Source organism: Geodermatophilus sp. URMC 62, from assembly GCF_052931475.1.
Genome location: NZ_JBRFHY010000001.1, coordinates 5,122,033 through 5,141,469, shown reverse-complemented (window position 1 = coordinate 5,141,469; position 19,437 = coordinate 5,122,033). Strand labels below are relative to the sequence as shown.

Genomic DNA, 19,437 nt, shown 5'->3' with positions numbered 1-19,437 from the left:
CCGTGTGGCGGCGCTCAGGCGGCCGCGGTCTCCCGCTCCTCGAGCTCGGCGAAGGAGGTCACCGTGCCGTCGCGCGCCAGCCGCCGGGTGGTGCGCGCGTGCCGGGCGAAGCGCAGCAGCGCCAGGACGACGTAGACCCCCGACAGGACCAGCACCAGCACGCGGTCGGCGTCGGCGGGCAGCAGGATGCTGCCGACGAACTGCACCGCGAACAGCGCGAACAGGGTGGCCGCGCCGGAGGCGGTCAGCCGCAGGCCGACCAGCAGGGAGACGGCGAACAGCGACTGCGCGGCGGTGAGCAGCAGCTCGGTGCGCTGCTGGGCGTCCAGCGGCAGGCCGGAGAACGACGTCGAGCTCAGCGCGAAGACCAGCGGGATGGTGCCGACCAGCAGCGTCCACTGGTTGACCTTGCTCGACAGCAGCGTGCCCAGGGAGTCCGAGGCGCGCAGCCGCGACGCGTAGAGGCACGCGACGATGAGCTCCGGCGCCTCGCTGGCCAGCGGGGCCACCCACTGCACGAGCAGGAACTCGTCGACGCCGAGCGTCGTGCCGGTCTCGACCAGCGACTCGGCGAAGTGCTCGGCCGAGAGCAGGATGACCAGCGCGGCGACGGCGATGACCCCGGCCACCCAGGCGCGCCGCCGTCGCCTCGGCTGCTCGCCCAGCCACCGCGAGGTGCCGATGAGGTCGGGGTCCTCGGCCGGCGCCTGGGCCAGCCGGCGGGCGTAGAGGACGAAGATCGTCACCAGCACGACGGCGTCGACGATCGTCAGGCTCGAGCGCAGCGGCAGGTGCAGCGAGTACAGGGTGGCGATGCCGAGGAACACGACCTCCGGCGACATGGCCGGTGCCAGCCGCACCTCGCCGCGCCGCGTGCCGGCAGCGCCGGAGCCCGACCGGCGGGAGCGCGCGACGGCGACCGCCGCCACCAGCACGACCAGCGGCCAGCCGACGCCGACGAGCACCCGGTTGGCGCCGGTCATGTTGGCCAGCGCCAGCGAGCAGGCGTCCTCCCCGCCGCCGGGCGGCGTGCACGAGCCGGTGTCGCCGAACGTCGTCCCGGCGGTCCAGGTGAAGACGAAGTCGACGGCGTACTCGGGCAGCACCGCCAGCAGCGCCAGCAGGGCCAGCGCCAGGCCGGCGCTGATGTCGACCTGCGCCGCCTCGGCGGCCCACGACAGCAGGAAGGCCGCGCCGACGATCGCGGTGCCGTAGAGCAGCGCCTGCAGCGGAGGCGGCAGGTCCGGCGCGGGCAGGCCCAGGTAGGCGGCCGCGCCCAGGGAGACGCCGGGCAACGCGACGAGCGCCGCGGCCAGGAGGGGCGCAGGCGGCCGTCGCCGCGGGGACGGGTCGGCGTCGGGCACGGGCGCACCTCCGGGGACGCGAGCGGGGGACGGCGCACCCCGCGCCGTCCCCCGCTCCTACCCCCGGCGGGCCCGGCTGCACGCCGGGCGGGCCGCCGTCAGCCGAGCGCGGAGGGGGCCGGCACCGGCACCGCGTCGCGCACCACCGCCCGGCGCCCGGCCTTGCGGTCGTACATCCGCAGGTCGGCGGCGTGCAGCAGGTCGGCGAAGGCGTCGCCGTCGGCCGGGCAGACGCTCACCCCGATGCTGGCCCCCACGCCCACCTCCGTGCCACGCAGCGACACCGGGCGGCGGATGGAGGCGGCCAGCTCCTCGGCCACCCGCCCGGCCTCGGCCGCCGCCGTCTCCGGGGAGAGGTCGGGCAGGGCGACGAGGAACTCGTCGCCGCCGAGGCGGGCCACCAGGTCGCGGCGGCGGACGCGGTCGCGCAGCCGCCGCGCGACCACCTGCAGCAGCTCGTCGCCGGCGGCGTGGCCGAGCCGGTCGTTGACCTCCTTGAACCCGTCGAGGTCGACGAACAGCAGGCCCAGCGCGTCACCGCGGGCGCGGGCCTCCCAGATCGCCGCCTCGACCTGCTCCTCCAGCCGGCGCCGGTTGGGCAGCCCGGTGAGCGGGTCGGTGCAGGCCAGCTCCTGGATGCGGGCCAGCGCGGCCGACGTGCGGTCCCGTTCCCGCACCAGGGCACGCTCGGCCTCCACCCGGGCGGTGACGTCGACCTGCACGCCGATGTACTGGACGACGGTGCCGTCGGCGTCGTGCACGGGCGCGAGGTGCAGCTCGTTCCACCACGGCGTGCGCTCGGGGCCGCGCAGGTTGAGCACGGTCTCCCGGCAGGGCCTCCCGGCCTCGACCGCGGCGCGGATGCGGGCCACCGCGCCCGGGTCGGTGTCGGGGCTCTGCAGCAGCCGGCAGTTGCGGCCGAGGATGTCCTCCGACGGCAGGCCAGCCAGCTCCCGGAATGCCTGGTTGGCGTAGACGATCGGCTGGTCGGGCAGCCGCACGTCGACGACGGTCACCCCGCTCGGCGTGGCCTCCAGCGCGCGGCGCAGCAGCACCTCGGCGTTCGTCGTCCCCACGGCCAGGCCGCCGGCCGGGCGTCTCGCGGGCGCCGCCGGGACCGGTGGGCTGGCGGCGGGGGCCGGGGCCGGGCCGGTGCGCGGCGCCACCCGCGACAGCAGCGACGACGCCGCCCGCGACACCGTCGTCCGCTCGTAGGTGAGCGCGTACTCGAAGGTGCGCTCCATGTCCGGGCCGTCGCCGCCGAGGTCGCGGGCCAGCAGCGCGGCGCTGAAGTGCGGGGAGAGCACGGTGACGTCCCACTCGCCGCGGACCGGGTCCTCCGGGGACAGGGCCGCGCCGCGGACGCCCGGCAGCGGCTCGACCGGCAGGTCCTCGCCGAGCGCGCAGACGAAGCCGGTGCGCTCGACGAGGTCGCGGTAGCGCTGCGTGGTCGAGACGGTGAAGTGGCGGGCCTCCTGGAAGGTCGCGGCCACGACGCAGGTCTCGCCCAGGCGCATGGCCTCCCGCTCCAGCTGCTTGGACAGCTCGATGAGCAGCGCCTTGGGCGCGCGCCGCAGCGGCACGTGGTCGGGCAGGCACGCGAAGGGCGAGACCTCCCCGACGGCGCCGCTGGGCCGGCCGGCGCCGGGCAGCACCAGCTCGCCCACCGGCCGGTCGGCCACCGGCCCGAGCGCGGGGCGGCCGAACAGCCACCCCTGCCCGAGGGTGGCGCCCAGGCCGCGCGCGGCCTCCAGGTGGCCCTCCTGCTCGATGCCCTCGGCCAGGACGACGGCGCCGCTGCGCTCGGCGTAGGCGTTGACCGCGTTCATGATCTCCGCGACCGCCGGGCCGGGGCGCTCCTGCACCAGGCGCAGGTCGAGCTTGACCACGTCGGGGCACAGCAGCGGCAGGAACGCCAGCGACATCGACTCCGCGCCGACGTCGTCCACGGCGATCGCCCAGCCCAGCTCGCGCACCCGCTCGACCGTGCGCAGCAGCTCGGCCGGCCGCGCGGCGATGGCCCGCTCGGTGATCTCCATGACCACCCGCAGGTGGCCGGGGGCGCGCTCGGCGATGGCCAGCAGGTCGGCCAGCGGCGCCGTGTCGAGCACCTCGGGCTCGACGTTGACGAAGACCGTCAGCGGCGCCACGAGCGCGGCGTCGACCGCACCGCGGAAGGCGGCGGCCCGGCACGCCTCGTCGAGCTCGGCCAGCCGGCCGGCGGCGCGGGCGGCGGCGAACAGGGCGTCGGGCCGCTCCAGCGGGCCGACCGGGCCGCGGGCGAGCGCCTCGTAGGCCACCACGCGCCCGGTGTCGAGCTCGACGATCGGCTGGAAGACGCTGTGCATGCCCCGCAGGGCGTCGGCGAGCGGGACGTCGGTGACGAGGGGCATCCGTGCCTCCGGGGAGTGGCTCACCCAGGGGTTGTCGGCAGGGGGGAGCCCGCGGACGTGCCGGGGCGGCCGCGGGTCCCCCGGAGGGGGGAGCCGCCGGGCTCAGGCCGGCAGGGCGATCAGGACGACGGCCGCCGCGGCCACCGCCAGCCCGGCCCGCTGGGTGCCGGACAGCCGCTCGCGCAGCACCACCTGGGCGAGCACCACCGTGCTCGCCGGGTACAGCGCGGCCAGCACGCCGGTGACGGCGAGCCGACCGCCGACCTGCGTGGCGGCGAGGAACAGGGCGTTGGCCGTCACGTCGCCGATCCCCGTCAGCAGCACGACCGGCAGCGCCGGGCGCGCCACCCGCAGCGACCGCCGGGCGAGCAGCGCGAGCCCGCCCACCAGCAGCACCGACACCACGCGGGCGGCGACGAGCGGGCCGAGCCCCGACTCCCCGCCGGTGCGGTCGAGCAGCACGAAGAAGGCGCCGAAACCGGCGCCGGCGGCCAGCGCGGAGGCGACCGTGCCCAGCCGGGCGGTGCGCAGCGAGGACAGCCCGCCCTCGGCCGCGACGAGCACCACCGCGGCCAGCGCCAGCACGATGCCGGAGGCGGCGAGCACGCCGATCCGCTCGCCGAGCAGCAGCCCGCCGAGCACCGGCAGGGCCGCGGCCGACACCGCCGTCACCGGTGCCACGACGCTCATCACACCGGCGGCCAGCGCCCGGTAGAAGAGCAGCAACCCGGCAGCCCCGGCGGTGCCGGCGCCCGCACCCCAGACGAGGTCGGCCCGGTCCGGGTCGCCGCCGAGGACGGGCAGCAGCGGCAGGAGGACGACCAGCCCGGCGGCCTGCGACACCGCGACGACGGCGACCGTGGCCGCCCGCCGGCTGGCCAGCCCGCCGCAGAAGTCGGCCATCCCGTAGACGACGGCCGACGCGAGCGCCAGCAGCACCGCCACGGCGCCCACTCTGCCGGGGCCCCGTGAGCCGTCCCTGCCCGGGTCCGGCCGCCGCCGGGCGTGTCCCGAAACCCGGGCGCGACGGTCCCGGGGCGCCGGGCAGAATGGCCTCCCGTGTCCGGCGCCAACGACCCCTACGACCCCAAGCAGGTCGCGGCCCTCTCCGCCGAGGCCCTCGACGCGGCGGTCGCCGCGGCCCGGGAGGCCTTCGCGACGGCGGCCGACCTCGAGGCGCTGGCCGCCGTCCGCCCGGCCCACCTCGGTGACCGCGCCCCCGTGCCGCTGGCCCGCCGCGAGCTCGGTGCGCTGCCGCCGGCCGCCCGCGCCGACGCCGGGAAGCGGGTCAACGCCGCCCGGGTCGCCGTCACCGAGGCCCACGACCTGCGGCGCGCGGAGCTCGAGGCCGAGCGCGACGCCCGGGTGCTGGCCGAGGAGCGGGTCGACGTCACCCTGCCCTGGGACCGCACGCCGCGGGGCGCCCGCCACCCGCTGACCACGCTCATGGAGCGCATCGCCGACGTGTTCGTCGGGATGGGCTACGAGGTGGCCGACGGCCCCGAGGTCGAGGCGGAGTGGTTCAACTTCGACGCCCTCAACATCCGGCCCGACCACCCGGCGCGCACGATGATGGACACCCTGTTCGTGGCCCCCGAGGACTCCGGCCTGGTGCTGCGCACGCACACCAGCCCGGTGCAGGCACGCACGCTGCTGGCCCGCCGTCCGCCGGTGTACGTCGTCGCGCCCGGGCGGGTATACCGCACCGACGAGCTCGACGCGACGCACACCCCGGTGTTCCACCAGGTCGAGGGCCTGGCCGTCGACCGGGGCCTGTCCATGGCGCACCTGCGCGGCACGCTGGACCACGTGGCCCGGGTCCTGTTCGGCGCCGAGGCGCGCATCCGCTGGCGGCCGTCGTACTTCCCGTTCACCGAGCCCTCGGCGGAGGTCGACGTCTGGTTCCCCGGGCACCGCGACGGCCCGCGCTGGGTCGAGTGGGGCGGCTGCGGGATGGTCAACCCGCGGGTGCTCGTGGCCTGCGGCGTCGACCCGGAGGAGTACAGCGGCTTCGCCTTCGGCCTGGGCATCGAGCGGGCGCTGCAGTTCCGCTCCGCCGTCGGCGACATGCGCGACATCGTCGAGGGCGACGTCCGGTTCACCAAGGCGTTTGGAGTCGACCAGTGAGGGTCCCGATCGGCTGGCTGGCCGAGTACGTCGACGTCCCCGCCGGGACGACGGTCGAGGACCTCGACGCCGCCTTCGTCCGCCTCGGCCTGGAGGTCGAGGAGGTGCACCGCCCGGCCGAGGTCACCGGCCCGCTGGTCGTCGGCCGGGTGCGGGAGATCGAGGAGCTGACCGGCTTCAAGAAGCCGATCCGGTACTGCCGAGTGGACGTCGGCGAGGCGGGGCCGCGGGGCATCGTCTGCGGGGCGAGCAACTTCGCCGTCGACGACACCGTCGTCGTCGCGCTGCCCGGCGCCGTGCTGCCCGGCGGCTTCGAGATCGCCGCGCGCACGACCTACGACCACGTCTCCGACGGGATGATCTGCTCCGCGCGCGAGCTCGGCATCGGCGAGGACCACACCGGCATCCTCGTGCTCGGCACCGGCGGCGAGGGCCCCGAGCCCGGCGCCGACGCCCGCCCCGTGGTGGGCCTCGACGACGTCGTCATCGAGCTGGCCGTCACCCCCGACCGCGGCTACTGCCTGGCGATGCGCGGCATCGCCCGCGAGATGGGCACCGGCCTGGGCGTGGGCTGGCGCGACCCGGGCGCGGCGGAGGTCCCCGCCTGGTCCGGGGAGCCGGCCTGGGACGTCACGGTCGCCGACCCCGACCGCTGCGACCGGTTCTCCATGGTCGCGCTCGAGGGCCTGGACCCCACCGCGCCCAGCCCCTGGTGGATGCGCCGGCGGCTGGCGCAGTCGGGGATCCGCACCATCTCGCTGGCCGTGGACGTCACCAACTACGTGATGCTCGAGCTCGGCCAGCCGATGCACGCCTTCGACCGCGACGCCGTGACCGGCCCGATCGTCGTCCGCCGGGCGCGCGAGGGCGAGCGGCTGACCACCCTGGACGGCGCCGCCCGGGTGCTCGACGCCGACGACCTGCTCATCACCGACGACACCGGCCCGATCGGGCTGGCCGCGGTCATGGGCGGGGCCTCCACCGAGATCGGCGACGGCACGACGAGCGTCCTGCTCGAGGCCGCGCACTGGGAGCCGACCGGGGTGGCCCGCACCGCCCGCCGGCACCGGCTGCCGAGCGAGGCCGCGAAGCGCTTCGAGCGCGGCGTGGACCCGGAGATGACGGTGGCCGCGCTGGCCCGCGCCGCGCAGCTGCTGGCCGAGCACGGCGGCGCCCGCGTCGTCGGCGCCCCGGTCGACGTCGACACCCGCGGCCCGCGCCCGGCGATCACCCTGGACGCCGACCGGCCCGGCCGGGTCTCGGGGGTGCCCTACGCGCCGGCGCAGGTGGTGGAGCTGCTCGGCGCGGTCGGCTGCGCGGTCGACGCCGACGGTCCCCGGCTGGCCGTCACCCCGCCGTCCTGGCGGCCCGACCTCACCGACCCCGCCGACCTGGTGGAGGAGGTCGTCCGCCTCGCCGGCTACGACGACGTCCCCTCCGTGCTGCCCACCGCCCCGCCCGGGCGCGGCCTGACCGACACCCAGCGCCGCCGCCGCGCGATCGGCCGGGCGCTGGCCGAGGCCGGCCACGTCGAGGCCCCCGCCTACCCCTTCGTCGGGACGCCGGCCCTCGACGCGCTCGGCCTGCCCGACGACGACCCGCGCCGGCAGGTGCTGCTGGTCCGCAACCCGCTGCGCGAGGAGGAGCCGGGCCTGCGGACGACGCTGCTGCCCGGCCTGCTGGGCACGCTGGCCCGCAACCTCGCCCGCGGCCAGCGCGACGTCGCCCTGTTCGAGCACGGCTCGGTGTTCCCCGGCGGCGTCCGCGGGCCCGCGCCGCTGCCGGGTGTCGAGGCCCGGCCCGACGAGGAGACCCTCGCCGCACTGCTCGCCGCGGTGCCCGAGCAGCCCTGGCACGTGGCCGTCGCGCTGGCCGGCAACCGCGAGCCGCGCGGCTGGTGGGGCCCGGGCCGCCCGGCCGGCTGGGCCGACGCCGTGCAGGCCGCCCGGCTGGTGGCCGCGGCCGCCGGCGTCGAGCTGTTCGTGCGTCCCGGCGAGCGCGCGCCCTGGCACCCCGGCCGCTGCGCGGAGCTGGTGGTGGACGACCGGGTCGTCGGGCACGCCGGCGAGCTGCACCCGCGGGTGTGCGCCGCACTGGGCCTGCCGGCCCGCACGTCGGCCATGGAGCTCGACGTCGACGCGCTGCCCGCCGCCGGCGTGCCGGTCGGGCCGCCGATCTCGACCTTCCCGCCGGTCTTCCTCGACCTGGCCTTCGTCGTGCCCGACGAGATCACCGCGTCGCACGTCGAGTCGCTGGTGCGCGGGGGAGCGGGAGAGCTGTTCGAGTCGGTGCGCCTGTTCGACGTCTGGTCCGGCCCGCCGGTGCCGGCCGGGTCCCGCTCGCTGGCGTACTCGCTGGTGCTGCGGGCGCCGGACCGCACGCTCACCGCCGCCGACGTCGCGCACGTGCGCGAGGGCATCCTGGCCGTCGTCGAGATGCAGGGCATCACCCTGCGCAGCGGCGATGCCTGACCTGAGCGGTCTCGTCGCGCTCGTCACCGGCGCCTCCGCGGGCATCGGGCGGCACCTCGCCGAGGGACTGGCCGCGCGCGGCGCCGCCGTCGCGGGGCTGGCCCGAGGCGCCGACCGGCTGCGGACGGCGATGGACGAGGTCGCCGCGGCCACCGGCGCCCGCACCCTCGCGGCGGCCGCCGACGTCACCGACGCCCCGGCGGTCGACACCGCCGTCGCCGAGGTGACCCGGGTGCTGGGACCGGTCGGCCTGCTGGTCAACAACGCCGGCCTGGTCGACGCCGCCGAGGTGCCGCTGTGGGAGGCCGACCCCGACCAGTGGTGGGCGGTGGTCGAGAGCCAGGTGCGCGGGCCGTTCCTGCTCGCCCGCGCCGTCCTGCCCGGGATGGTCGCGGCCGGCAGCGGGCGGGTGGTCGGCCTGGCCAGCGGCATCGGCACGCGCGCCGACCCGCACTACAGCGCCTACTCGGTCGGCAAGACCGGGCAGATGCGGATCACCGAGTCGATCGACCTGGCCGGGGCGGCGCACGGGGTGCGGGCGTTCGACGTGGCGCCGGGCGTCGTCGACACCGCGATGACCCGCGCCATGCCCATGCACGAGGGCCGCACCGAGTGGACCCGCCCCGAGGACGTCGTCGACCTGGTGGTGGCCATCGCCGCCGGCGAGCTCGACGCCTGGTCGGGCCGCTTCGTCCGGGCCGGCGTCGACGACCTCGCCACCCTGCGCGCCACCACGCCGACCGGCGAGGCTCGCAAGCTCCGCCTCCGGCCCTACGGCGACACCGACCCGCTGGCCTGACTGCCCTCAGCGGGCGCCCAGCGACCGGGCCGCGAGGACGAGCGCGGCGTTGCCCGGCGCCGGGCTGCCGTCGGGCAGCTCGACGAGCACCCGGCAGCACCGGTCGCGCAGCGGGGAGGACCGCCACGCGCGGACGGCGTCGGCGTGCCACGGCCCCGCCTCGACGCCGACACCCCGGTCCAGCAGTGCCGCGGCGACCTCCTCGGCGCCGTCCTCGTGCCAGGTGACCGAGGCGGTGTCGGGGAGCGCCGTCCAGGACCGCACCGCGGCCACCCGCGCGGCCGGGTCGGGCACCGCCCAGGCGCCGGTGGTGACGCCCACCGGCAGCCCGGGCGCCCGGGCCCGGACCGCGGTGAGCGCCGCGGCCAGCTCCGCGGCGGCCAGCGTGTCGGCGCCCGCGGCGTCCTCGGGGTGCAGGTGCACGCCGCCCGCCCCGGCCGCGCGGACCGCGAGGGCGTCGTCGGCCAGCCGTGGCGGGGTGACTGGCAGGGCGGGGTGGTCCTCGGGACGGCGGGCGCCGTTCAGGCAGGCCTGCAGCACGCCGGCATCCTGTCCTCCACCCCGCTCCACCTGCACACGCCGGCGCTCCATGCGCACCGGCCGGTGGTCCTCCTGCGCGACCTCGTGCTCTGCCCATACCTGTGGGCAGAGCACGACGTCGCGCAGGAGGACCCTCCCGGGACCCCGGATGAACGGTCATGCACAGCCGTGTATGGTCATGCATCGTGAGCGGAACGCAGACGTGGACGGTCGGGGTCACCGGCGCCACCGGGTACGCGGGAGGAGAGGTGTGCCGGCTGCTGGCCGGGCACCCGAACCTCCGGCTGGCCGGGGTGCACGCCAACTCGAGTGCCGGCCGACGCCTGGGCGAGCTGCAGCCCCACCTGCTGCCCTACGCCGACCTCGAGGTGCAGCCGAGCGACGCCGACGCGCTGGCGGGCTACGACGTCGTCGTCCTCGCGCTGCCGCACGGGGAGTCCGCCGCCGTCGCCGCGCAGCTCCCCGACGACACCCTCGTCATCGACTGCGGCGCCGACCACCGGCTGGACGACCCCGCGGCCTGGGCGCGGTGGTACGGCACCGAGCACGCCGGCACCTGGCCCTACGGCCTGCCCGAGCTGCCCGGCCGGCGCGAGCAGCTCGCGGGTGCCCGGCGGATCGCCGTCCCCGGCTGCTACCCGACCTCGGTCACCCTCGCGCTGGCCCCCGCACTGGCCGCCGGGCTGGTCGGGCCGGACGTCGTGGTGGTCGCCGCCTCGGGCACCTCCGGCGCGGGGAAGTCCGCCAAGCCGCACCTGCTCGGCAGCGAGGTGATGGGCTCGGTCAGCGCCTACGGCGTCGGCGGGGTCCACCGGCACACCCCGGAGATGGTGCAGAACCTCTCCCGGGCCGCCGGGACGCCGGTCACCGTCAGCTTCACCCCGACCCTGGTGCCGATGAGCCGGGGCATCCTCGCCACCTGCTCCGCGCCGCTGGCCGCGGGGACCGACGAGGCCGCCGCCCGCGCCGTCTACGAGAAGGCCTACGCCGACGAGCCGTTCGTGCACCTGCTGCCCGAGGGGCAGTGGCCCACCACCGCCCAGGTGCTCGGCGCCAACACCGTGGCCCTGCAGATCGCCGTCGACCCCGACGCCGGCCGGCTGGTCGTCGTCGCCGCGGTCGACAACCTCACCAAGGGCACCGGGGGAGCGGCGATCCAGTGCGCCAACCTCGCCCTCGGCCTGCCCGAGACCACCGGCCTGCCGGTCGTGGGGGTGGCCCCGTGAGCACCACCGCTCCGCAGGGCTTCCGGGCCGCCGGTGTCGCCGCCGGCCTCAAGTCCTCCGGCGCGCCGGACGTCGCGCTGGTCGTCAACGACGGCCCGGACGACGCCGCGGCCGCCGTCTTCACCACCAACCGCTTCCCGGCCGCACCGGTGCTCTGGAGCCGCCAGGTCCTGGCCGGCGAGCGGGCGCGGGCCGTCGTGCTCAACTCCGGCGGCGCCAACGCCTGCACCGGCCCCGGCGGCTTCCAGGACACCCACGCCACCGCGGAGCACGCCGCCGCCGAGCTGGGGCTGGGCGCCATCGACGTCGCGGTGGCCAGCACCGGCCTGATCGGCGTCCGGCTGCCCATGGACAAGCTGACCGCCGGCGTCACCGCGGCGGTGAAGGCGCTCAGCGACGACGGCGGACCCGACGCCGCCCGCGCGATCATGACCACCGACAGCGTCCCGAAGACCACCGTGCAGGCCCGGGACGGCTGGACCGTCGGCGGCATGGCCAAGGGCGCCGGCATGCTCGCGCCGAGCCTGGCCACGATGCTCGTCGTCCTCACCACCGACGCGGTGGTCGACGCCGGCACCCTGCAGACCGCGCTCGCGCAGGCGACCAGCGTCAGCTTCGAGCGGGTCGACTCCGACGGGTGCCTCTCCACCAACGACACGGTCATCGTCATGGCCAACGGCGCCGGCGGCGTCAGCCCGAGCGCCGAGGAGGTCACCGAGGCGCTGACCGCCGCGTGCACCGACCTGGCGATGCAGCTGCTGGCCGATGCCGAGGGCTCCACCAAGGACATCGCGATCACCGTGCGCAACGCCGCCAGCGTCGAGGACGCGCTGAGCGCCGGCCGCGCCTGCGCCCGCAACAACCTGCTCAAGACGGCGCTGTTCGGCAACGACCCCAACTGGGGCCGGGTGCTGGCCGCGATCGGCACCACCGACGCCGCCTTCGAGCCCGACCGGGTCGACGTCACGATCAACGGCGTCACCGTCTGCCGGGGCGGCGCGATCGGCGACCCGCGCGAGGGCGTCGACCTCACCGGCCGGGGGATCACCATCGACGTCGACCTCCGGGCCGGCGGCGAGCAGGCGACGATCTGGACCAACGACCTGTCCGTCGCCTACGTGCACGAGAACTCGGCGTACTCCACGTGAGCAGCGAGGCCGGACCCCACCCCGAGCCGCACGTGAGCACCGTGCACGACCCGGGCGCCCAGGACCCCACCCCGCCCGACGTCCGCGTCGACGAGCCGGTGCCGCCGGCCCGCCGCCGGATCGGCACCAGCCGGGTCATGCGCACCCACGACCCCGAGGGCGACGCCCGCCGGATCGCCGTCCTCACCGGGGCGCTGCCGTGGCTCAAGGAGTTCCACGGCAACGTCGTGGTGATCAAGTACGGCGGCCACGCGATGGTCGACGACGAGTGCCGCCGCGCCTTCGCCGAGGACATGGTGTTCCTGCGGACCTGCGGCATCCTGCCCGTCGTCGTCCACGGCGGCGGCCCGCAGATCACCGGCATGCTCGACCGGCTGGGCATCGAGAGCGAGTTCCGCGGCGGCCTGCGGGTGACCACCGAGGAGACCATCGAGGTCGTCCGCATGGTGCTCACCGGCCAGGTCACCCCGGAGGTGGTCGGGCTGGTCAACCAGCACGGCCCGCTGGCGGTCGGCCTGTCCGGGGAGGACGGCGGCCTGTTCACCGCCGAGCGGACGACGGCGCTCGTGGACGGGCAGCCGGTCGACGTCGGCCTGGTCGGGGACGTGGTCGCCGTCGACCCGACGCCGGTCAGCGCGCTGCTCGAGCGCGGCAAGATCCCGGTCATCGCCACCGTCGCGCCGGACCGGGACGGCGTGGTGCACAACGTCAACGCCGACACCGCCGCCGCCGCGGTCGCCGTGGCGCTGGGCGCGGTCAAGCTCGTCGTCCTCACCGACGTCGAGGGCCTCTACGCCGACTGGCCCGACCGCGACTCGCTGGTGCAGCAGATCGACGCCGCCGAGCTCGCCGAGATCCTCCCCACGCTCGACGCGGGGATGGTCCCGAAGATGGCCGCCTGCCTCCGGGCGGTCGAGGGCGGGGTGAAGCGGGCGACCGTCGTCGACGGCCGGACCCCGCACGCCCTGCTGCTGGAGATGTTCACCACCGAGGGCACCGGGACGATGGTCGTCCCGGCCGCAACGACACCTGACGACGCCCCGACCCGGGAGGAGCCGGCATGACCCACACCGAGGAGCTGGCCACCCGCTGGTCGGCGGTCATGATGGGCAACTACCGGACCCCACCGGTGGCGCTCGCCCGCGGCGCGGGGGCCACCGTCTGGGACGTCGACGGCCGGGAGTACACCGACCTGCTCGGCGGCATCGCGACGACGATCCTCGGCCACGCCCACCCGCGGGTGGTCGAGGCGATCACCAAGCAGGCGCAGACCCTGGGCCACGTCTCCAACCTCGCGATGCACGAGCCCGGCGTGACGCTCGCCGAGCGGCTGCTGGAGCTGGCCGGCCGGCCCGGGCGGGTCTTCTTCTGCAACTCCGGCGCCGAGGCGAACGAGGCCGCCTTCAAGATCAGCCGGCTCACCGGCCGCCCCGAGGTGGTCACCGCCGAGGGCGCCTTCCACGGCCGCACCATGGGCGCGCTCGCGCTCACCGGCCAGCCGTCGAAGGCGGCGGCCTTCGCGCCGCTGCCCGGCGGCGTCCGGTACGTCCCGTACGGCGACGCCGACGCGCTGGCCGGCCTGGTCTCGCAGCAGACGGCGATGGTGCTGCTGGAGCCGATGCTCGGGGAGGGCGGCGTGCTGCCCGCCCCGCCCGGCTACCTGGCCGCCGCGGCGCGCACGGCGGCCGGCGCCGGCGCGCTGTTCGCCGTCGACGAGGTGCAGACCGGCACCGGCCGCACCGGGCACTGGTTCGCCCACCAGGCCGACGGCCTGCAACCCGACGTCGTCACGCTGGCCAAGGCCCTCGGCGGCGGCCTGCCGCTGGGCGCCACGCTCGCCTTCGGCGACGCCGCCGAGCTGATGACCGCCGGGTCGCACGGCTCGACGTTCGGCGGCAACCCGATCGCCGCCGCGGCCGCGCTCGCCGTGCTCGACACCATCCGCGACGAGGGCCTGCTCGAGCGGGCCAAGGAGCTCGAGCACCGGTTCACCGCCGGCATCGAGGCCCTCGGGCACCCGGCCGTCTCCGGCGTCCGGGGCAGGGGAGCGCTGCTCGGCGTCGTCCTCACCGCCCCGGTCGCCGCCGTCCTGGAGGAGCGGCTGCGCGACGCGGGCTTCCTCGCCAACGCCGTCGCCCCCGACGTGCTGCGGCTGGCGCCGTCCCTGGTGCTTCCCGACGCGCAGGTCGACGCCTTCGTCGCCGCCCTGCCGGCCGCCCTCGACGCCGCGACGGCCGACTCGTGACCCGGCACCTCCTCCGGGACGACGACCTCACCCCCGACGAGCAGGTTGAGGTCCTGGCGCTGGCCGCCGAGCTCAAGCGCACCCGGCACACCGACGCCGCGCCCGTCCCGCTGCGCGCGGCCAACGGCGTGCCGCGGGCCGTGGCCGTGCTCTTCGACAAGCCCTCGACCCGCACCCGGGTGAGCTTCACCGTCGGCGTCGCCGAGCTCGGCGGCTCCCCGCTGGTGATCGACGCCGGCACCAGCCAGCTCGGCCGGGGCGAGCCGGTGGAGGACACCACCCGGGTGCTCGACCGGCAGGTCGCCGCCATCGTGTGGCGCACCTTCGGCCAGGAGCGCATCGAGGCCATGGCCGCCGTCAGCCGGGTGCCGGTGGTCAACGCGCTCACCGACGAGTTCCACCCCTGCCAGATCCTGGCCGACCTGCAGACGGTGGCCGAGCGCCGGGGCCGCCTCGCCGGCCTGACCCTGAGCTACCTCGGCGACGGCGCCAACAACATGGCGCACTCCTACCTGCTCGGCGGGGCCACCGCCGGGATGCACGTGCGGATCGGCTCACCCGACGCCTTCCAGCCCGACCCGGCCGTGCTCAAGCGGGCGGGGGAGGTCGCCGCGGAGACCGGCGGCTCGGTGCTGTGGACTCCCGACGCCGCGGCCGCCGCCAACGGGGCCGACGTCCTGGTCACCGACACCTGGGTCTCGATGGGGCAGGAGGACGAGTACGACGCCCGCACCGCGCCGTTCCTGCCCTACGCGCTCGACCAGGCCGCGCTCGACCGCGCCGCCGACGACGCCGTCGTCCTGCACTGCCTGCCGGCCTACCGCGGCAAGGAGATCGCCGCCGAGGTGATCGACGGGCCGCGCAGCGCGGTCTGGGACGAGGCCGAGAACCGGCTGCACGCCCAGAAGGCCCTGCTCACCTGGCTGCTGGAGCGATCTGCGTGACCACGGCGCTCACCCGCTTGGCACGCCAGGCGCGGGTCCGCGAGCTCATCGCGGCCCAGCCGGTCACCTCCCAGACCCAGCTGGCCGCGCTGCTGGCCGAGTCGGGCATCGAGGTCACCCAGGCCACGCTCTCGCGCGACCTGGAGGAGCTCGGCGCGGTGAAGCTCCGCGGCTCCGACGGCGCTCCCGCGTCCTACGTGCTGCCGCCGGAGAACGCGCCGCTGCGCCCCGCCCAGGCCGCCCCCGCCCGGCTGACCCGGCTGCTGGCCGACCTGCTGACCGGCGCGGAGGGCAGCGCCAACCTCGCCGTCCTGCGCACACCGCCCGGCGCGGCGCAGTTCCTGGCCTCCGCGCTGGACAAGGTCGGCCTCCCCGACGTCCTGGGCACCATCGCCGGGGACGACACTCTGCTGGCCGTCTCCCGCGAGCCGGACGGCGGTCCGGCCCTGGCCGAGCGCCTGCTCGCCCTGGCCCGGCGCACGCCGGCCGTGTACCCGGAACTGCAGACCGACCTGGAGGACAGCGCACCGTGAGCCCGGCCGACCCCGCCGCCGCAGCCGCCGGCCCGTCGCAGACCCGGCTGTGGGGTGGCCGCTTCGGCGGCGGCCCGTCCCCGGCGATGGCCGCGCTGTCGAAGTCCACCGACGTCGACTGGCGGCTGGCGCCCTACGACCTGGCCGGCTCCCGCGCCCACGCCCGGGTGCTGCACCGCGCCGGCCTGCTCGCCGACGACGAGCTCGAGCAGATGGTGGGCGCGCTCACCGAGCTCTCGGCCGAGGTCGCCGCGGGCACCTTCGCGCCGGTCGAGGCCGACGAGGACGTGCACGAGGCGCTCGAGCGCGGGCTCATGGCCAAGCTCGGCACCCTCGGCGGCAAGCTGCGCGCCGGCCGCTCCCGCAACGACCAGGTGGCCACCGACCTGCGGCTGTACCTGCGGCACAACGTGCGCGCGCTGGTCGGCGAGCTCGCCTCGCTGGAGTACGCGCTGCTGGGCCTGGCGCAGCGGTACGCCGACGTCCCGGCGCCGGGCATGACCCACCTGCAGCACGCCCAGCCGGTGCTCGTCGCCCACCAGCTGCTCGCCCACGCGCACGCGATCGCCCGCGACGTCGACCGGCTGCAGGACTGGGACCGCCGCGCCGCCGTCAGCCCGCTGGGCTCCGGCGCGCTCGCCGGCTCCTCGCTGCCGCTGGACCCCGACGCCGTCGCCGCCGAGCTCGGCTTCGACCGCGCCGCCGACAACTCCATCGACGCGGTCAGCGACCGCGACTTCGCCGCGGAGTTCTGCTTCGCCGCCGCGCTCATCGGCGTCCACCTCTCGCGGCTGGGGGAGGAGGTGGTGCTCTGGACGTCGACCGAGTTCGGCTGGGCCCGCCTCGACGACGCCTGGGCCACCGGGTCGTCGATCATGCCGCAGAAGAAGAACCCCGACATCGCCGAGCTCGCCCGCGGCAAGTCCGGCCGGTTCGTCGGCAACCTCACCGGCCTGCTCACGATGCTCAAGGGCCTCCCGCTGGCCTACGACCGCGACCTGCAGGAGGACAAGGAGCCGGTCTTCGACTCCTTGGAGCAGCTGCTGCTCCTGCTGCCCGCGGTCACCGGGATGGTCGCCACGCTGACCCTGCGCCCGGAGGTGCTCGAGGCCGCCGCGCCGCAGGGGTTCGCGCTGGCCACCGACGTCGCCGAGTGGCTGGTGCGCACCGGCGTGCCGTTCCGCTCGGCCCACGAGATCTCCGGCGCGATGGTCGCCGTCTGCGAGGAGGCCGGGGTCGAGCTCGACGAGCTCGACGACGACCAGCTCGCCGGCATCGACGAGCGGCTCACCCCCGAGGTCCGGTCCGTGCTGTCGGTGCGCGGGGCGCTCGCGGCGCGCAGCACCCGCGGCGGGACGGCGCCCGAGCGGGTCGCCGGCCAGCTCGCGTCGCTGGAGGACGTCGCCGCCGCGCACGGCCGCTGGGCGGCCGACTCGCCCGTGGCGGCCGCGCTCTGAGCCTCCCCGGCCGCCTGGTCACCGCCGACGAGCTGCTCGGGCCGGCCGACGTCGTCGCCCCGGCGCTGCTCGGCTGCTGGCTGGTCACCGACCGGCCAGAGGGGACCGTCGCCGTGCGGCTGACCGAGGTGGAGGCCTACGCGGGGGACGGGACGGACCCCGCGGCGCACTCGCACCGCGGTCCCACCCCGCGCGCGGCGATCATGTTCGGGCCGCCCGGGCGGCTCTACGTCTACTTCAGCTACGGCGTGCACTGGTGCGCCAACGTCGTCGTCGGCCCCGAGGGGGTCGGCTCGGCGGTGCTGCTGCGTGCCGGCGAGGTGGTGGTGGGGGAGGAGCTCGCCGCGGGCCGTCGTGCCTCCGCCCGCGTCGGGCGCGACCTCGCCCGCGGCCCGGCCCGGCTGACCCAGGCGCTGGCGATCGGCCCGGACGACAAGGGCGCCGACCTGCTGGACGCCGCCTCGCCGGTCCGGCTGCACGCCGGCGAGCCGCCGTCCGCCGTCTCCACCGGGCCGCGCGTGGGCATCAGCGTGGCCACCGAGCTGCCGTGGCGGTTCTGGGAGACGGCGTCGGCGTCGGTGAGCGCGTTCCGCCCGGGTGGGCGTCCCCGGTCCCGGCCGGGCAGGGAGGATCGACGCCGTGACTGACGTGATCGACGAGCTGCACCGGCGGGGGCTGATCGCCCAGACCACCGACGAGGAGGCGCTGCGCGCGCACCTGGCCGCCGGCCCGGTCACCTACTACTGCGGCTTCGACCCCACGGCGCCCAGCCTGCACGTCGGGCACCTCGTGCAGTTCATGGTGCTCCGCGCCCTGCAGCGGGCCGGGCACCGGCCGATCGTGCTGGTCGGCGGTGCCACCGGCCTGATCGGCGACCCGCGCCCGTCGGCCGAGCGGCAGCTCAACGACCGGGCCACCGTCGCCGGCTGGGTCGACAGCATCCGCCGCCAGGTGGCGCCCTTCCTCGACCTGCCCGCCGAGCGGGAGGGCCTGGCGGCGCCGGTCTACGTCGACAACCTCACCTGGACCGAGCCGCTCTCGGCCATCGACTTCCTGCGCGACCTCGGCAAGCACTTCCGGGTGGGCCGGATGCTGGCCAAGGAGGCCGTCTCGGCCCGGCTGAACAGCGAGGCGGGCATCAGCTACACCGAGTTCAGCTACCAGATCCTGCAGGCCAACGACTTCCACGAGCTGCACCGGCGGCACGGCTGCACGCTGCAGAGCGGCGGGTCCGACCAGTGGGGCAACCTCACCGCGGGCATCGACCTGGTCCGCCGCACCGAGGGCGCGACGGTGCACGCGCTGTCGACCCAGCTGGTCACCAAGTCCGACGGGACCAAGTTCGGCAAGAGCGAGGGCGGGTCCGTCTGGCTCGACCCGGCGCTCACCTCGCCCTACGCCTTCTTCCAGTTCTGGCTCAACGCCGACGACGCCGACGCCCGGACGTGGCTGCCGCTGTTCTCCGAGCGCCCGGCCGAGGAGGTGTCGGCCGTCCTCGCCGAGAGCGCAGAGCGTCCCGCCTCCCGCGCGGCGCAGCGCGCCCTCGCCGAGGAGCTCACACTCCTGGTGCACGGCCCCGAGGAGCTGCGGCAGGCCGAGGCCGCCGGGCGCGCCCTGTTCGGCCGGGATGACCTGACCAGCCTGGGTCCGGAGACCCTGGGCGCGGCGCTGCGGGAGGCCGGCAGCGTCACCCTGGACGGCGAGACGCCGAGCGTGGCCCAGCTGCTGCAGCGGACCGGGCTGGCCTCCAGCCTGTCCGACGCCCGCCGGACGGTGAAGGAGGGCGGCGCCTACCTGAACAACGAGCGGGTCACCGACGCCGACGCCGTCCCCCAGGAGGCCGAGTGGCTGCCCGGGGGATGGCTGGTGCTGCGCCGCGGCAAGCGAGCGGTGGCCGGGGTGCAGCGGGCCGGCTGACGCCGCGGGCGTGTGAACGCCAGGTGACACGCCGGTTCCGGAACGGTGTCGACGGTCACGGGCCGCCTCGTTTGACACGGTCCTGACAGCCACGTAACTTCATCTCTGCGCGCCGCACGGCCCGGGAGGGCCGACGGGGAGGACCCAGCAGGGAACACCCGGTGTGGGCGCAGGGTTGGACAACTAGCCGCCGAGGAAGCCCGAGAGGGTGGAGTTGGTGTGCGTCCGCTCCTTGAGAACTCAACAGCGTGCCGAAAGTCAGTGCCAAGTAGT

General features: G+C 76.5%; 16 protein-coding genes. 12 read left to right on the top strand and 4 right to left on the bottom strand.

Annotated features, from left to right (window positions below):
• Positions 1 to 14: 14 nt before the first annotated feature.
• From ACU616_RS24610 to ACU616_RS24600, 3 genes are all read right to left on the bottom strand, one after another.
• Positions 15 to 1,364 carry a hypothetical protein gene (locus tag ACU616_RS24610; protein ID WP_446761018.1) on the bottom strand — a complete coding sequence of 450 codons (1,350 nt, stop codon included), beginning with the start codon at positions 1,362 to 1,364 and terminating at the stop codon, positions 15 to 17.
• Positions 1,365 to 1,462: 98 nt separating this feature from the next.
• On the bottom strand, positions 1,463 to 3,757 hold the full coding sequence (locus ACU616_RS24605) for a diguanylate cyclase domain-containing protein (protein WP_446761017.1): 2,295 nt from the start codon (positions 3,755 to 3,757) through the stop codon (positions 1,463 to 1,465).
• Positions 3,758 to 3,859: 102 nt separating this feature from the next.
• Positions 3,860 to 4,702, bottom strand: a complete 843-nt coding sequence (locus ACU616_RS24600) for an EamA family transporter (RefSeq protein WP_446761016.1) — start codon at positions 4,700 to 4,702, stop codon at positions 3,860 to 3,862.
• A gap of 114 nt (positions 4,703 to 4,816) precedes the next feature.
• Between ACU616_RS24600 and pheS the strand changes: the two genes are divergently transcribed.
• Genes pheS through ACU616_RS24585 form a run of 3 tightly spaced genes read left to right on the top strand, consistent with a single transcriptional unit; the run spans position 4,817 to position 9,154 of the window.
• Positions 4,817 to 5,884 carry a phenylalanine--tRNA ligase subunit alpha gene (pheS, locus tag ACU616_RS24595; RefSeq protein ID WP_446761015.1) on the top strand — a complete coding sequence of 356 codons (1,068 nt, stop codon included), beginning with the start codon at positions 4,817 to 4,819 and terminating at the stop codon, positions 5,882 to 5,884.
• Positions 5,881 to 8,355, top strand: coding sequence for a phenylalanine--tRNA ligase subunit beta (gene pheT / locus ACU616_RS24590; protein ID WP_446761014.1), 2,475 nt, complete (start codon positions 5,881 to 5,883; stop codon positions 8,353 to 8,355). Before pheS ends, pheT begins: the two co-directional genes overlap by 4 nt.
• The gene (locus ACU616_RS24585; protein WP_446761013.1) at positions 8,348 to 9,154 is read left to right on the top strand and encodes an SDR family NAD(P)-dependent oxidoreductase; all 807 of its coding nucleotides are present in this window, start codon (positions 8,348 to 8,350) and stop codon (positions 9,152 to 9,154) included. Before pheT ends, ACU616_RS24585 begins: the two co-directional genes overlap by 8 nt.
• A 6-nt stretch (positions 9,155 to 9,160) precedes the next feature.
• Here ACU616_RS24585 and ACU616_RS24580 read toward each other — a convergent pair whose 3' ends face one another.
• Positions 9,161 to 9,694: a 3-keto-5-aminohexanoate cleavage protein gene (locus ACU616_RS24580; protein WP_446761012.1), complete on the bottom strand. Its 534-nt coding sequence runs from the start codon at positions 9,692 to 9,694 to the stop codon at positions 9,161 to 9,163.
• Positions 9,695 to 9,879: 185 nt separating this feature from the next.
• On the opposite strand from ACU616_RS24580, the gene argC reads away from it, so the two are divergent.
• Genes argC through tyrS form a run of 9 tightly spaced genes read left to right on the top strand, consistent with a single transcriptional unit; the run spans position 9,880 to position 19,164 of the window.
• Positions 9,880 to 10,920: an N-acetyl-gamma-glutamyl-phosphate reductase gene (argC, locus tag ACU616_RS24575; RefSeq protein ID WP_446761011.1), complete on the top strand. Its 1,041-nt coding sequence runs from the start codon at positions 9,880 to 9,882 to the stop codon at positions 10,918 to 10,920.
• A complete protein-coding gene (argJ, locus tag ACU616_RS24570) occupies positions 10,917 to 12,068 on the top strand; it encodes a bifunctional glutamate N-acetyltransferase/amino-acid acetyltransferase ArgJ (protein WP_446761010.1) in 1,152 nt (383 codons plus the stop codon). The genes argC and argJ overlap by 4 nt, the downstream gene beginning before the upstream one ends.
• Entirely contained in the window at positions 12,065 to 13,132 is a 1,068-nt protein-coding gene (argB, locus tag ACU616_RS24565) for an acetylglutamate kinase (RefSeq protein WP_446761009.1), read from the top strand. Before argJ ends, argB begins: the two co-directional genes overlap by 4 nt.
• On the top strand, positions 13,129 to 14,313 hold the full coding sequence (locus ACU616_RS24560) for an acetylornithine transaminase (protein ID WP_446761008.1): 1,185 nt from the start codon (positions 13,129 to 13,131) through the stop codon (positions 14,311 to 14,313). The genes argB and ACU616_RS24560 overlap by 4 nt, the downstream gene beginning before the upstream one ends.
• Positions 14,310 to 15,257 carry an ornithine carbamoyltransferase gene (argF, locus tag ACU616_RS24555; RefSeq protein WP_446761007.1) on the top strand — a complete coding sequence of 316 codons (948 nt, stop codon included), beginning with the start codon at positions 14,310 to 14,312 and terminating at the stop codon, positions 15,255 to 15,257. The genes ACU616_RS24560 and argF overlap by 4 nt, the downstream gene beginning before the upstream one ends.
• Complete coding sequence (locus tag ACU616_RS24550) at positions 15,254 to 15,790, top strand: arginine repressor (protein ID WP_446761006.1); 537 nt, start codon at positions 15,254 to 15,256, stop codon at positions 15,788 to 15,790. Before argF ends, ACU616_RS24550 begins: the two co-directional genes overlap by 4 nt.
• Positions 15,787 to 17,247 (top strand): argininosuccinate lyase, encoded by a 1,461-nt coding sequence (argH, locus tag ACU616_RS24545; protein WP_446761005.1) that lies wholly within the window; start codon positions 15,787 to 15,789, stop codon positions 17,245 to 17,247. Before ACU616_RS24550 ends, argH begins: the two co-directional genes overlap by 4 nt.
• Complete coding sequence (locus ACU616_RS24540) at positions 17,211 to 17,894, top strand: DNA-3-methyladenine glycosylase (protein ID WP_446761530.1); 684 nt, start codon at positions 17,211 to 17,213, stop codon at positions 17,892 to 17,894. The genes argH and ACU616_RS24540 overlap by 37 nt, the downstream gene beginning before the upstream one ends.
• A complete protein-coding gene (tyrS, locus tag ACU616_RS24535; RefSeq protein ID WP_446761004.1) occupies positions 17,887 to 19,164 on the top strand; it encodes a tyrosine--tRNA ligase in 1,278 nt (425 codons plus the stop codon). Before ACU616_RS24540 ends, tyrS begins: the two co-directional genes overlap by 8 nt.
• The last annotated feature ends 273 nt before the right edge of the window (positions 19,165 to 19,437 follow it).

What these genes read in the sequence shown, in the direction of transcription:
- ACU616_RS24605 (WP_446761017.1), bottom strand. Translation starts at nt 3,757, where the DNA reads ATGCCCCTCGTCACCGACGTCCCGCTCGCCGACGCCCTGCGGGGCATG.
- ACU616_RS24560 (WP_446761008.1), top strand. Translation starts at nt 13,129, where the DNA reads ATGACCCACACCGAGGAGCTGGCCACCCGCTGGTCGGCGGTCATGATG.
- ACU616_RS24585 (WP_446761013.1), top strand. Translation starts at nt 8,348, where the DNA reads ATGCCTGACCTGAGCGGTCTCGTCGCGCTCGTCACCGGCGCCTCCGCG.